This window comes from Rubritalea spongiae, assembly GCF_042652385.1.
Lineage (GTDB): Bacteria > Verrucomicrobiota > Verrucomicrobiia > Verrucomicrobiales > Akkermansiaceae > Rubritalea > Rubritalea spongiae.
Genome location: NZ_JBHSJM010000001.1, coordinates 732,603 through 745,390 on the forward strand (window position 1 = coordinate 732,603; position 12,788 = coordinate 745,390).

Here is a 12,788-nt window from a genome sequence, read left to right on the forward strand (position 1 = left end):
AAGATTACTCACCAGCCACAACTTGCTGACGAATCGCTTCATTCGGGTCGACGAAATCAGGATCGTAGCCCTTAGCATAATTGAAAAGGTGCTTGTGCATGTACTCAAAGTACGCCTCTTTTTGCTCGTCATTGAGCTTGTACCAAATAGTCACATTAAAGGCGCGATTCACCTTCTGCATCATTTTTAATGTCAACCGGCGCCCCTTGCGTGCACGCTGAATTTGCTTGTGAGTGAGCTGCTCAGTAGACACATCCACCATTTCATTATTACTCATTCCCCACGCATCCATCATTGCATCAAGTGGTTGCGTTCCTAAATCTCTTTCTTCCATGCCCATCACCTAGCCGCTCACCTCACAATTGAAAAGCCTAGAGTGATGCAGCACCACTTACTCAGTCACGAAATCCAATATTCCTCCAGCCATTCAGATAGAATTCTTCCGTGCATTTCGTAGAACTCAGCATTAGAATAACTCTATGCCGACAAAGAAAGATATCCTCGACCTCTACTTCATGCCCGCTCGGCGTGACCTCATCGAAATCGCGGCCTACCTCGACCGTCTCGATCGCCACGATGGTGAAGAAGATTTCCGCGTAGAAGGATTTCAAAAAGCCATCAAAGCTCTTCTCGAGCCAGGAGACAAAAGCCGTGCTGAAGCTGTACTTCTCGCCCTCTCCGACCAAAGCGAAACTCCCATCCCAGCCGCCACTATCCAAGGAGCCTTCGGCGCCCCCAGTACAGAAACAACTGACAAATAAATCTCTCACTTTTCTATGAAATACATCGAACCACACGGACACATGGTCAGCCGAACCACGGATGACTATCAGAAAATGGCTATGGCTGGCTGTGAAGCCATTTGCGAACCAGCATTCTGGGCAGGCTATGACCGCGCTTCCGTTCAAGGATTCTACGATTACTTCCGCCAACTCACCGAGTACGAACCAGCACGTGCTGCAAAATACGGCATCCCACACTTCTGCTGGCTCTGCATTAACCCAAAGGAATCCGAAGATGCTGGCTTTGCGCGCGAAGTACTTTCCATCATCCCCGACTTCATCGACAAACCCACCGTCCTTGGCATCGGAGAAATTGGTCTCAACAAAAACACCAAGAGCGAACTCGCCATCTTTGAAGAGCACGTCGAAATCGCCAAAAAATTCGACCAGCCCATCCTCATCCACACACCTCACCTCGAAGACAAACTCAAGGGAACCAAACTCATCATCGATGCGCTCAAAAATGCCAACCTCGACCACAGCCGAGTCGTCATCGATCACGTCGAAGAACACACTGCAGGCCTCGTCCTCGATAATGGTTTCTGGGCAGGTATGACACTCTATCCTGAGTCAAAATGCACCCCCGCTCGAGCGATCGACATCCTCGAAAACTTCGGCATGGAAAATATTTGGATGAACTCTGCATGTGACTGGGGACACTCCGATCCACTCGCAGTTGTAAAAACGGCCTTAGAAATGGGGAAACGCCACTACAATAAGGAAACTATCGAGCGTGTAGTCTACGGCAATCCGAAGTCTTTCCTCCAACAGTGTCCGAACTTTAACATCGATTAGGATAACTTTCCTAACTCACCTCCTTTGTCTTTTAGGTAAAACACAATACCTAACACGTAAAACGTACCTTTATGCACCTTTCTAACAATATCCACCTCTCCTACTGCACCAACATCCACCCAGCTGAAACTTGGCAAGAAACTTGGGACGTTCTCAAGAAACATACCATGCAAGTGCGTAATAATATTGAAAAAGTTAAAGGAACTAAGGAAGCCTTCGCTCTCGGTATGCGCCTCTCCGCCGTTGCCGCCTCAGAATTGTTAGAAAACGACAATCTCGACAATTTCAAAGCTTGGTTAGAAGAAGAAAACGCCTACGTATACACAATCAATGGCTTTCCCTACGGCGCATTCCACGGCACCCGAGTGAAAGAAAAAGTCTACCAACCAGATTGGTCTACAAACGAACGCCTCAGTTACACACTGAATCTGTTTAATATCATCGCCGAGCTCGCCCCAGCCGAATGTGGAGGTTCTGTCTCCACTCTTCCTGGATCGTTCAAAGAATTCGAAGCCGATGAAGAAACCATTTTTAATAAACTCTACGCCTGCGCTGAACACATCGCCCTGCTCGCTGAACAATACGATAAAGACCTCCACCTCGGTTTAGAACCAGAGCCACTTGGCCATTTTGAAAACACTGAAGAAACCCTTGCTTTCTTTGAACGCTTCCGCCAGTGGGCTTCCCTAAGAGACCTCGACTCGTCGATTATTAACAAACACATCGGCCTAAATTACGACACCTGCCACTTCGCCCTCGAATTCGAAGATTGTGCTAACTCACTCGATCAATTCGCCGAAGCGAATATCCGCATTTCAAAAATCCACCTCTCAAACGCACTTTCGATCGACGCCACTAGCAGCCAAGCGATCGACGCTATCAGCGCATTTGACGAACCTACCTATCTTCACCAAGTCATCATTAAGGAATCAGACGGCAACATCACCCGAATCAAAGACCTCCCAGAAGCACTTGAGCAACTCAACACTCAACACCCAACACTCAAGTCTCCCGCCCAAGCACGCATCCACTTCCACATCCCACTCTACGACGCCCCCGCTCCACCACTCGGATCCACTCGCGATCACGCGGAAGATGCATTAGCTTATCTCAAGAAGAAACCAGAGACCTGCCTGCATCTCGAAATGGAGACCTACACCTGGGGTGTCCTCCCTAATGAACTCCAACTTCCGATCGACGAGCAACTCACTCAAGAGTACCTCTGGACTCTTAAAAATTGGTAATACAAAGAAGATGCTTCCGGCCTCTTTTCTAAGTACACAAAGCTCTCTAACAGCTACTATAAGATCTCACGAATGCCTCAACAATCCAAGCTCTCCGCCATTCTCGCCACTGGCCGCATCTCAAATCTGCCAACCGTATGGTGTAATGTGCTAGTCGCATTTTTACTGATTCAGCTAGCAATACTCTATTTTCACGACCTCACGGATACGACTCTTTCCCTCCCGCTTTTTATCACCACCTGCATTGCCGCATCCTTCCTCTACGTCGGTGGCTGCTTACTAGGCGATGCTGTCGATGTCGAATTCGATCTCGCCCACAAGCCAGACCGCCCCATTCCTATGGGGATTCTCACAAGGAAATCCGTATACACTTGGGCATCCACACTTCTCAGCATTGGCATCTCACTCCCCTCAGCCTTCCTTTATTTCTCAACCAGCGAATTCCACCTCTACCCACTTATCACCACCCTCATCTTAGCTGGCGCGATTGTAGCCTACTCGCTGTGGCATAAGCGCTCTCCTTGGATTGGACTCCCACTGATTGGAGCGTGTCGACTATTTCTCATTCTCTTTGCAGCCTCCGTCGCCGCAGCACCTGTCAGCTACTGCGCACTCACATTGCCTACAGCCATTTTTGCAATAGCCGTAGGACTCTTCACCGTTTGTTTCGCCAGCGTAGCTCGCAGTGAATCCTCTCCTAGCCCGATCACTTGGCGGAAATTACTCATCGCTGTCATGCTCCTTCTTCCTTTCACCACAAAGATCTCAGAAGTAGTCATCTACGACCAACTCAGCTTCACAGCTCCAGAAGGTACCGCAATTATCCTCTACTGGATTTGGATGGTCACCGCCTTCGGTAAAATCAACACCAACAAGGGCCAGTTCGTCTCCATGTCCCTCGCTGGCTTCTGTTTACTAGACGCCTGCTTCGCCAGCTTCTTCGGTTGGCAGTGGCTACTCGTGTGCCTCATCCTCTTCATTTTCTCCCTCACACTCCAAAAATGGGCACCAGCTACTTAACAACTAGCGACTAAACCCTAAAAACTGGCAACTTATCGCAAATTGCTACTTGCAATCTAGGAAACTTGCCCCTAGCTTGCGCCCCCACCAACCAAGAAAACTTTTTATTATGTCAAAGCATTCAAGTCTCAAAGCAAAAGGCAGCGCAGCTGGTAAACGTTCTGTAATGAAGCGTTTCGAGCGCGTTAAAGCTCTTAAGGAATCCGGCAAATGGGAAGAGGGCCAGTCCCCAATCGGCCTTCCTAAGACCAAGGTGACTAAGTAATTTGTCCACCTAGAATTCTTTCTAACCCGCTGGGCTCTGCCTTGCGGGTTTTCTTGTCTCTAGCTCTTGCGTCAAATCATTCGTGATATCTGTGCAATCTATGATACATCACTAGCATCGCCAATTTCTGATTCCTACGAATCACCTGCGGCAAAAACAACCGCTAATTCACCCATAACTCTCGCGCCTACCGCGACAACAACATTCACATCATGACCGACCCCGAACAAGGCATTCGCCTCAACAAATATCTCGCTTCCTGTGGCGTAGGATCTCGTCGCAAATGCGATGAACTTATCAAAAAAGGCGATATCATCGTCAATGGCAAGATCTGCACTGACCTATCTACTCTCGTCACCGAAGACGACTTCGTAAAAATCGGGAACTCCAGAGTTCTCCCACGTGAAACCACCACCATCCTTTTGAACAAACCAAGAGGACTCGTTTGCACAAAAGACGATGAACTGGAGCGCGAAACCATTTACGAGCTTCTCCCGCCAAACATGCGTCACCTCAACCACGTTGGCCGCCTTGACCGTGACTCAGAAGGCCTACTCGTGATGACTAACGATGGCGACCTCGCCCAAGAACTCTCTCATCCCAAAAAGAAAATTGAGAAAGAGTACCTCGTCACTGTCAACCAAGCATTCAGCAACGACGTTCTCGACCAATTCCTCAAAGGCATCTGGACAGGCGAAGCCAAGGCTCACGCGAAAGCAGTCAAACGCCTCTCACCACGCCGTTTCCTAATCATCTTGGAAACTGGACTCAAGCGCCAAATCCGTATGATGTGTAAAGCGGCTCATCTCAATGTTGTAAAATTGACCCGTATCCGCATCGGTCTCGTTACTGGCGGAGGTCTCGAGCCCGGCCGCTACAGTGAACTCGACTCTCATGATCTCGAACTCCTTCAGCGTAACCCTAAACCTGATCGCGCCTACCGCACCCGAGCAGATGTCAAAAGCGCTTCCAAAACCGCCAAGAAAAAGACAGCTAGAAGGAGATCCCCAAAAACGACCCAACGTTCTAGCAAGTCATACAAAAAACGTCGATAGGATCTAACAAATTTCACCCCCCTGCCACTCATCAAAGCTCATCTGTCACTAGGTGAGCTTTTCTTATTCCAGCTGATAAAAATATCACCCTAGCAAAGCCCTGCATTTTATACACTTCCTTATTGTCATGCGCTTTCTTCAACTGCTAGTTTCCCTTCACTAGTATAGAATCTTTCCCACACTATTTTATGAGCAAAAAAGCATCCTTCGTCGAAATCGATGAAAACACGGAAATTAAACCCTCCAAAGCATTCTCAAAATATGCCCGAGTTTCCAGCATGGCGCAGTACAAACGCATGCACGCAGAGTCTATCGAGAAGCCACACCTCTTCTGGGCGCGCGAAGCCAAGGAGCTTAAATGGCAAAAAAAATGGGACAAGGTCCTCAATTGGGAAGCTCCCTACGCCGAGTGGTTCAAAGGTGGTAAACTCAACGTCTGTGAAAATGCCGTTGACCGTCACGTCGAAGAAGGGCGCGGAAACAAGGCTGCTATCATTTGGGAAGGTGAGCCTGGCGATAAACGCATCCTCACCTACCAACAACTCCAGCGCGAAGTCTGTCGCATGGCCAATGTGCTCACCAATCAAGGCGTCAAACCCAAAGACTGCGTACTCATTTACATGCCGATGGTTCCAGAGGCCACTATCGCTATGCTCGCCTGCGCGCGTATCGGTGCCGTCCACTCCATCGTCTTTGGTGGTTTCTCCTCCGAGTCTATCAAAGATCGACTCGAAGACTCCAAAGCTGTCGCTGTCATCACCGCTGATGGTTCATGGCGCAGAGGCAGTGTTGTCCCGCTCAAAGACAACATGGACGAAGCCCTCAAAGGCAACAAAGACGTCAAATCCGTCATCGTCCTCAAGCGTTGTGAAAATGACGTGAAAATGAAAAAAGGCCGCGACTTCTGGTGGCACAAACAAACCGCAAAAGTCCCCGCTAAGCACACACCAAAAGGCTTCAGCGCCGAGCACCCACTCTTCATTCTCTACACATCAGGATCTACTGGTAAACCAAAAGGAATTCTCCACACCTCTGGTGGCTACATGGTCGGCACCTATACCACCTGTAAATACATCTTCGACATGCAAGAAGATGACGTCTATTGGTGCACCGCTGATGTTGGCTGGATCACCGGCCACTCCTACATCACCTACGGCCCACTTCTCAATGGCGTCACACAGATTATGTACGAGGGCGGCCCGAACTACCCAGACTGGGGACGCTTCTGGAGCATCATCGAAGAATACGGAGTCACCATTTTCTACACAGCACCTACAGCCATCCGTGCATTTATCAAAGCGGGAGACGAATTTGTCGATAAATACGACCTCTCTTCTCTTCGTCTGTTAGGAACTGTAGGAGAACCGATCAACCCTGCAGCATGGGCATGGTACTATAATAAAATTGGCGGCGGCCGCTGCCCAATCGTCGACACTTGGTGGCAGACAGAAACTGGCGCCATCATGATCTCACCACTGCCTGGTTGCACACCAATTAAACCCGGCACCGCCACACTTCCATTCTTTGGGGTCGATGCCGCTATCCTCGATGAAGAAGGAAACGAATGTAAGCCCGACCAACCAGGCCGCCTCGTTATCCGCAAGCCATGGCCGTCTATGCTCCGCACTATCTACGGCGACAAAAAACGCTACAAAGACACCTACTGGAGCGATTACGATGGCATGTACACTGCCGGCGATGGCGCTAAAAAAGATAAAAAAGGCAACGTCTATATCATCGGCCGACTCGACGACGTTCTTAATGTCTCGGGCCACCGACTCGGCACAGCGGAAATTGAATCAGCTCTCGTTGCTCACCCAGCCGTCGCCGAGGCTGCAGTCATCGGCAAGCCACACGAAATCAAAGGAGAATCAATCGTCTGCTTCGTCACGCTCAAGGGCGATTATAAAGAAACTGATGAACTCAAAACCGAGCTACGAAACCACATTGGTAAAGTCATCGGAGCCATCGCGAAACCTGACGCCATCCACTTCGCCCCTGCTGGTCTGCCTAAGACCCGCTCAGGCAAAATCATGCGCCGTCTACTCAAGGAACTCGTCAACACAGGAAAAGTCACTGGCAACGTTACCACCCTCGAAGACTCGAAAGTGATCGATGCTCTCGAGAAGTCCTTGAAAGGCTAAAACCTTCTACTATTCTTCCAAGCGGAGGCCATCACGGTCTCCGCTTTTTTTATTTAACATAATGGCCACTCCACGCTACGTCATCGACCTCGCAGCTCTGCGCAATAATCTTAAAATCCTTACCGAGGTAAAACAGCAGGCCAACTGCAAAATTGTCCTCGCTCTCAAAGGCTACTCCCTCTGGAAAACCTTCCCACTCATCGCAAAGTACCTAGATGGCTGCTGCGCCAGTGGACTTTGGGAAGCACTCCTCTCCCACGAGGAAATGGCCAAGCACACTCTCACATATTCCCCCGCTTACAAAGAAGCCGAAATCTCAGAACTGCTAGAAATCTCAGACCACCTCGACTTCAACTCAGCAAGCCAATGGAACCGCTTTCGCGAAATGGTCACCACTCACCCGCGTTTCCAATCAGGAGAACTCCAATGCGGCATTCGCCTCAACCCAGAACACTCCACAGGCGACACCCCTATCTACGACCCCTGCGCCGCTGGTTCACGTCTCGGTGCCACAGCTGAATCCCTCCACAACGTCAACCTCACTGGCATCACGGGTTTCCATTTTCACACCCTCTGTGAACAAAATTCGAACGATCTAGAAACCACTCTCGAAGCACTCGATAACAAATTTGGCGAGCTGCTCCGCAAGCCAGAGATCACATGGCTCAATATGGGCGGAGGTCATTGGATCACTAAACCCGATTACGATCGCGATCGTCTTATCCGACTTATCCAACAAACCCGTGAGCGCTATAATTTAAAACAGATCTGGCTCGAACCCGGAGAAGCAATCGCCATCCACACAGGTGTCCTCGAAGCCTCAGTCGTCGATATTGTCGAGAATGCAGGGCAACAAATAGCCATTCTCGATGTCTCCGCCACTTGCCACATGCCCGATGTTTTAGAAATGCCTTACCGCCCAGACGTCTTTGGCCCAGATGGACAACTCGCAAGCGAACAAGGACCTCACCTCTACCGACTCGGCGGCCCAAGCTGCTTAGCCGGCGATGTCATTGGCGACTACGCATTCTCTAAAAAACTCAACATCGGGGACATTCTGACATTCGATGATATGGCGCATTATACCATGGTTAAAACCACCACCTTCAACGGCGTTCCCCACCCAGCCATCGCCCTCAAACACCAAGACGGCACCATCGAAACAATCCGAGAGTTCAGCTACGACGACTTCCGCAACCGCCTCGCCTAACCAACTAACAATTACATTTCATCATGACCGTCACCCAATCTTTCGTCGATCTCTCCACTGCCACTGGAACCATGCGCTGCAGCGTAGTGCGGCCCACACTCGAAGGCGCTTTTCCAACCGTCATTTTCTATTCGGAAATCTTCCAGATCACTACACCCATCGCACGCACCGCAGCCTATCTCGCTGGCCATGGCTACGTCGTAATCGTCCCCGAAGTCTTTCACGAACTCAACCCCATCGGCACCGTGCTCGCCTACGACGATGCGGGTAAAGACAAAGGTAATAAAGACAAATTCACCAAGCCACTCACTGATCACGACACCGATATTGAAGCCATCGTCAGCTGGCTAGACCAACAAAAATTCTGCAACGGCAGCCTTGGAAGCTTTGGCGTCTGCCTCGGCGGCCACCTCGCCTGCCGCTCCGCACTCAATCCACGTGTCCAAGCCGCAGCCTGCCTCTACGCCACAGACATCCATTCCTCCACCATGCCCGCAGGAACTAAACCCCAAACCATCAAACAACTCGCCAGCATCTCAGGCGAACTCATGTTCGTTTGGGGCCGACAAGACCCACACGTCCCCCTCGATGGACGTAAACTTCTCTACAGCACGCTCAACGATGTCGAAGCCAACTTCACCTGGCACGAATTCAACGGCCAACACGCCTTCATGCGCGACGAAGGCGAACGCTACGACCCCGAATTAGCCACCCTCTGCCACCGCCTCACCCTAGACCTCTTCCACCGCACTTTGAGGTAAGCCCCCTTGAGCCACAAATCCAACTCGAATCGTAATGAGTAGCAGGCGCTTCAATCTCCAAGCCAAATGGTTGAGCCACAGTCTCTACATTGGACCCAAATCCACCAACGTACAACAACACTATAAGCGTTGAGGAATAACAAACACACATGCCCCCCAACGCTCACTATCAATCCAGGTACTTTGGAAGTCTAACCCATACACCTCTTTCGCTCTCTTTCACAGTTAATCTCTGCGTACTTCTGTTTAATCTGTACCTTAAACACCCCACCAAACCCATGTCGTAATACATTGCGATATAAACACGAAAAACATAACCTAGTCGCAACTAATGACGACTTAACTATAAAACCAAATATAACTTATTGCATTTCGCCACTAATTACGACTTAATGAGAATATATCAAACAAGTCGCCAATAATGACGAATAAAAACACGCTCACCAACGAATCTCTACTTCGCGAGCTGGGAACCCGCGTCGAGCAGTTGCGGATTCGTAAAAACCTCACCCAAGCCCAGCTCGCCAAAGAAGCAGGCATTGGCAAGCGCACACTCGAACGATTCGAAAAAGGTGAAACCGTCCAGCTCACCACCTTCGTCGCTATCCTACGTGTGCTCGATCTTCTTAATCCCCTGCTGGATCTCATCCCAGATCAAAACCACAGCCCCATGCAGCAATTACTCCAAGAGAAAAAAATGCGTTACCGAGCGAGCCCCAAAGCAGGCAAAACAATCGATGAGACTTGGACTTGGAACGACTAGCCCCTAACAAGCCATGCTCGCACAAATCACACTCTGGGGCCGTACCATCGGCGCAGCCAGTCTCGACGACCAGCATGTCTGCCGATTCGAATACGATAGCTCCTTCACCCACAGCGGTATTGAGGTCTCGCCACTACGCATGCCGTTATCACCCGAAATATATGCATTTCCTAACCTCAACCACCAAACTTTCCACGGGTTGCCTGGCCTACTAGCTGATTCCTTACCGGACAAATTCGGCAACGCCCTCATCGATGCCTGGCTAGCCACTCAAGGCCGCCCCGCACAGAGCCTCAATGCCATCGAACGTCTCTGCTACACTGGCACCCGCGGCATGGGTGCCCTCGAGTTCGAACCATCCACCAATACCACGCCAAGCAAAACTGAAACCCTCGAAATCTCCCATCTTGTTGAACTTGCCAGCAGTGTCCTCAGCCACCGCAATCAACTTCACACCCACTTCGGAGAAGACGATGCCTCCGCCCTCACCGACATCCTCCGCGTCGGCACCTCCGCTGGCGGCGCACGTGCCAAAGCTGTTATCGCTTGGAATCCCACCAGCCACGAAGTCCGCTCAGGCCAAGCCGACACCGCCAACGGCTTCGAACACTGGTTGCTCAAATTCGATGGAGTTAACTCGAACAAAGACAAAGAACTGGACGACCCACAGGGCTACAGCGCACTCGAATACGCCTACCATCTGATGGCCACTCAGGCTGGTATCGACATGATGCCCTGCCGACTACTTGAAGAAAACGGCCGCCGCCACTTCATGACCCAGCGATTCGACCGCACCGCCGATGGAAAAAAACTTCACATGCAAAGCCTCTGCGCCCTAGCCCACTACGACTTTAACCTCGCCGGAGCCTATTCCTACGAACAAGCATTCCTAGCCATTCGCCAGCTTGGCCTCGGCATGGACAGCATCGAACAACAGTTCCGCCGCATGACCTTCAATATCGTCGCCCGTAACCAAGACGACCACGTCAAAAATATCGCCTTCTTAATGGATAAAACGGGTAAATGGTCGCTCTCACCAGCCTTCGATATCACCTACAGCTACAATCCCGACGGCCAATGGACCTATAGCCATCAAATGACTCTCAACGGCAAACGCAACGACTTCACCCTCGAAGACTTCATTACCTGCGGCAAAACCGTCGGTCTCAAACGCGGCCGTGCCAAAACCATCCTCAGCGAAGTCACCGACACCGTCAACCAATGGCAGCACTTCGCCGACCAAGCCGAAATTAATCAACACTGGACCACCGAAATCGCCAAAACCCATCGCCTCAAAATCCACTGACATCGACGATGTTAAAACGAGCTTCACAATAAAAGCTCAGTGGTGTTTTCTCTCCAGGCCCATTCGTTAGATTAAAAAAATTCGTGGTGCAAACATCCTGCTTGCCCCGTTTTCGAACCTTCGCGGTCCAAACAAGCTCTCACATCAAGGGCACGCCAAACTTCTTCATCACTAGATGTAACAAGACGAAGAGAATAATCGTTCCCACGCAGTATGCCCCCATCGTCCAGCCAAAATGAATTCCCTTCTTTAACATCCAAGGAATCACTAGGAACATCGGAAGTGTCGGTAACACATACCAAAAGGTATACCACGCATGGTTGCCGATCTTATCGACCTGAGTTTGGCCTTTGAGTTCCACAAACATCCAGATCATTGCCAAAGTCGTCACCAATGGTAACGAAGCGATCAGCGCTCCCACCTTATCGCTGCGTTTGGCAATTTCAGAAATGAGCACTACGAGTCCCGCAGTGATTAAGTATTTAAGAAAAATGGGCATAATAAATGTCGGATGATGGATGTTGAATTATCGATGGTATCAGTTAGAAAGACTGAGATCTTATTTTTCTCTATGAAATTCTTCAGCTTGCTCAGCCTAACTATTCTCTCCATCTGTTCCTGCACACACACTCAAGCAACTAGCCCCGTTCTTGTCAAAACGACAAGTACCTCAAATCTCAGCCAAGCAGAGAAAACAAAAATTGGTAAGAAAATTTGGCAAAACGAATGTGGAGGCACAGTCGACGGACTCACCACTTGGAACCAAGGCGAAGAATTCCCCTCCATGGGCATCGGCCACTTTATTTGGTACCCCAAAGGCTTCAACGGCCGTTGGACAGAATCCTTCCCAGATTTCATCGAATTCGCTCGAGCTTCTGGGAGCAGAGATATCCCACAATGGGTGCTCATCACCCCTGATTGCCCGTGGAACAATAAAACTGAATTTCAAGCAGCCTTCCGTGGCCCTGAACTCACCAGTCTGAGAAAATTCCTCGCGAACAATGTCACCTTACAAACGGAATTTATTATCAAAAAATCCCAAGCAGCACTCCCTAAGATGCTCCAAGCTGCTCCCGCGGCCGACCGCCAACGCATCCAGACAAACTACAATCTAGTCGCTACCACTACCAATGGCACCTACGCTCTTATTGACTACGTTAATTTTAAGGGCGAAGGCATCAATCCCCGCGAGCGCTACAATGGTCAAGGGTGGGGACTTCTCCAAGTTCTCTCTAACATGAGAGCAAGTTCAGGTGGACAAGACTCAGCACGCGCTTTTGCCAACAGCGCAAAGCGCACACTCGACCAGCGAATTGCCAACGCGCCAGCAGATCGCGGCGAGAGCCGTTGGCGTGCAGGATGGCATAACCGATGCGAAACCTATGCGAAAGCGTTTTAGGTTTTACGTTTAGACTTTTCCGCATAATAGTTCCGCGGCGTTCA

14 protein-coding genes are annotated in these 12,788 nt (G+C 50.1%); 12 read left to right on the forward strand and 2 right to left on the reverse strand.

The genetic code is table 11. The annotated features are described in order from the left end of the window. Positions 1–4 precede the first annotated feature (4 nt). Entirely contained in the window at positions 5–334 is a 330-nt protein-coding gene (locus tag ACFPK9_RS03515; RefSeq protein ID WP_377093270.1) for a hypothetical protein, read from the reverse strand. Positions 335–479: 145 nt separating this feature from the next. Between ACFPK9_RS03515 and ACFPK9_RS03520 the strand changes: the two genes are divergently transcribed. The 11 genes from ACFPK9_RS03520 (at position 480) to ACFPK9_RS03570 (ending at position 11,345) form a co-directional block, all read left to right on the forward strand. After that, positions 480–761, forward strand: a complete 282-nt coding sequence (locus tag ACFPK9_RS03520) for a hypothetical protein (protein ID WP_377093271.1) — start codon at positions 480–482, stop codon at positions 759–761. Positions 762–776: 15 nt separating this feature from the next. After that, positions 777–1,577 carry a TatD family hydrolase gene (locus ACFPK9_RS03525; RefSeq protein WP_377093273.1) on the forward strand — a complete coding sequence of 267 codons (801 nt, stop codon included), beginning with the start codon at positions 777–779 and terminating at the stop codon, positions 1,575–1,577. A gap of 71 nt (positions 1,578–1,648) precedes the next feature. Beyond that, on the forward strand, positions 1,649–2,821 hold the full coding sequence (gene eboE, locus ACFPK9_RS03530) for a metabolite traffic protein EboE (RefSeq protein WP_377093275.1): 1,173 nt from the start codon (positions 1,649–1,651) through the stop codon (positions 2,819–2,821). A gap of 72 nt (positions 2,822–2,893) precedes the next feature. After that, complete coding sequence (locus ACFPK9_RS03535; protein WP_377093276.1) at positions 2,894–3,841, forward strand: UbiA family prenyltransferase; 948 nt, start codon at positions 2,894–2,896, stop codon at positions 3,839–3,841. A 109-nt stretch (positions 3,842–3,950) separates the two neighbouring features. Then, positions 3,951–4,106, forward strand: coding sequence for a small basic protein (locus ACFPK9_RS03540; RefSeq protein ID WP_377093278.1), 156 nt, complete (start codon positions 3,951–3,953; stop codon positions 4,104–4,106). 212 nt (positions 4,107–4,318) lie between these two features. Next, a complete protein-coding gene (locus tag ACFPK9_RS03545) occupies positions 4,319–5,161 on the forward strand; it encodes a pseudouridine synthase (protein WP_377093279.1) in 843 nt (280 codons plus the stop codon). 188 nt (positions 5,162–5,349) lie between these two features. Then, a complete protein-coding gene (gene acs / locus ACFPK9_RS03550) occupies positions 5,350–7,305 on the forward strand; it encodes an acetate--CoA ligase (protein ID WP_377093280.1) in 1,956 nt (651 codons plus the stop codon). 61 nt (positions 7,306–7,366) lie between these two features. Continuing rightward, positions 7,367–8,515, forward strand: coding sequence for a carboxynorspermidine decarboxylase (nspC, locus tag ACFPK9_RS03555; protein WP_377093282.1), 1,149 nt, complete (start codon positions 7,367–7,369; stop codon positions 8,513–8,515). A gap of 23 nt (positions 8,516–8,538) precedes the next feature. Then, entirely contained in the window at positions 8,539–9,276 is a 738-nt protein-coding gene (locus tag ACFPK9_RS03560) for a dienelactone hydrolase family protein (protein WP_377093283.1), read from the forward strand. A gap of 421 nt (positions 9,277–9,697) precedes the next feature. Then, entirely contained in the window at positions 9,698–10,039 is a 342-nt protein-coding gene (locus ACFPK9_RS03565; protein WP_377093285.1) for a helix-turn-helix domain-containing protein, read from the forward strand. Between the two features lie 13 nt (positions 10,040–10,052). Continuing rightward, positions 10,053–11,345 (forward strand): type II toxin-antitoxin system HipA family toxin, encoded by a 1,293-nt coding sequence (locus ACFPK9_RS03570; RefSeq protein WP_377093286.1) that lies wholly within the window; start codon positions 10,053–10,055, stop codon positions 11,343–11,345. 139 nt (positions 11,346–11,484) lie between these two features. Here the strand turns inward: ACFPK9_RS03570 and ACFPK9_RS03575 are convergent, their stop codons facing one another. Continuing rightward, positions 11,485–11,844 (reverse strand): DUF3147 family protein, encoded by a 360-nt coding sequence (locus ACFPK9_RS03575; protein WP_377093288.1) that lies wholly within the window; start codon positions 11,842–11,844, stop codon positions 11,485–11,487. Positions 11,845–11,916: 72 nt separating this feature from the next. On the opposite strand from ACFPK9_RS03575, the gene ACFPK9_RS03580 reads away from it, so the two are divergent. Then, positions 11,917–12,744 (forward strand): hypothetical protein, encoded by an 828-nt coding sequence (locus tag ACFPK9_RS03580; RefSeq protein WP_377093289.1) that lies wholly within the window; start codon positions 11,917–11,919, stop codon positions 12,742–12,744. The last annotated feature ends 44 nt before the right edge of the window (positions 12,745–12,788 follow it).

What these genes read in the sequence shown, in the direction of transcription:
- ACFPK9_RS03515 (WP_377093270.1), bottom strand. Translation starts at nt 334, where the DNA reads ATGGAAGAAAGAGATTTAGGAACGCAACCACTTGATGCAATGATGGAT.
- ACFPK9_RS03520 (WP_377093271.1), top strand. Translation starts at nt 480, where the DNA reads ATGCCGACAAAGAAAGATATCCTCGACCTCTACTTCATGCCCGCTCGG.
- ACFPK9_RS03525 (WP_377093273.1), top strand. Translation starts at nt 777, where the DNA reads ATGAAATACATCGAACCACACGGACACATGGTCAGCCGAACCACGGAT.
- eboE (WP_377093275.1), top strand. Translation starts at nt 1,649, where the DNA reads ATGCACCTTTCTAACAATATCCACCTCTCCTACTGCACCAACATCCAC.
- ACFPK9_RS03535 (WP_377093276.1), top strand. Translation starts at nt 2,894, where the DNA reads ATGCCTCAACAATCCAAGCTCTCCGCCATTCTCGCCACTGGCCGCATC.
- ACFPK9_RS03540 (WP_377093278.1), top strand. Translation starts at nt 3,951, where the DNA reads ATGTCAAAGCATTCAAGTCTCAAAGCAAAAGGCAGCGCAGCTGGTAAA.
- ACFPK9_RS03545 (WP_377093279.1), top strand. Translation starts at nt 4,319, where the DNA reads ATGACCGACCCCGAACAAGGCATTCGCCTCAACAAATATCTCGCTTCC.
- acs (WP_377093280.1), top strand. Translation starts at nt 5,350, where the DNA reads ATGAGCAAAAAAGCATCCTTCGTCGAAATCGATGAAAACACGGAAATT.
- nspC (WP_377093282.1), top strand. Translation starts at nt 7,367, where the DNA reads ATGGCCACTCCACGCTACGTCATCGACCTCGCAGCTCTGCGCAATAAT.
- ACFPK9_RS03560 (WP_377093283.1), top strand. Translation starts at nt 8,539, where the DNA reads ATGACCGTCACCCAATCTTTCGTCGATCTCTCCACTGCCACTGGAACC.
- ACFPK9_RS03565 (WP_377093285.1), top strand. Translation starts at nt 9,698, where the DNA reads ATGACGAATAAAAACACGCTCACCAACGAATCTCTACTTCGCGAGCTG.
- ACFPK9_RS03570 (WP_377093286.1), top strand. Translation starts at nt 10,053, where the DNA reads ATGCTCGCACAAATCACACTCTGGGGCCGTACCATCGGCGCAGCCAGT.
- ACFPK9_RS03575 (WP_377093288.1), bottom strand. Translation starts at nt 11,844, where the DNA reads ATGCCCATTTTTCTTAAATACTTAATCACTGCGGGACTCGTAGTGCTC.
- ACFPK9_RS03580 (WP_377093289.1), top strand. Translation starts at nt 11,917, where the DNA reads ATGAAATTCTTCAGCTTGCTCAGCCTAACTATTCTCTCCATCTGTTCC.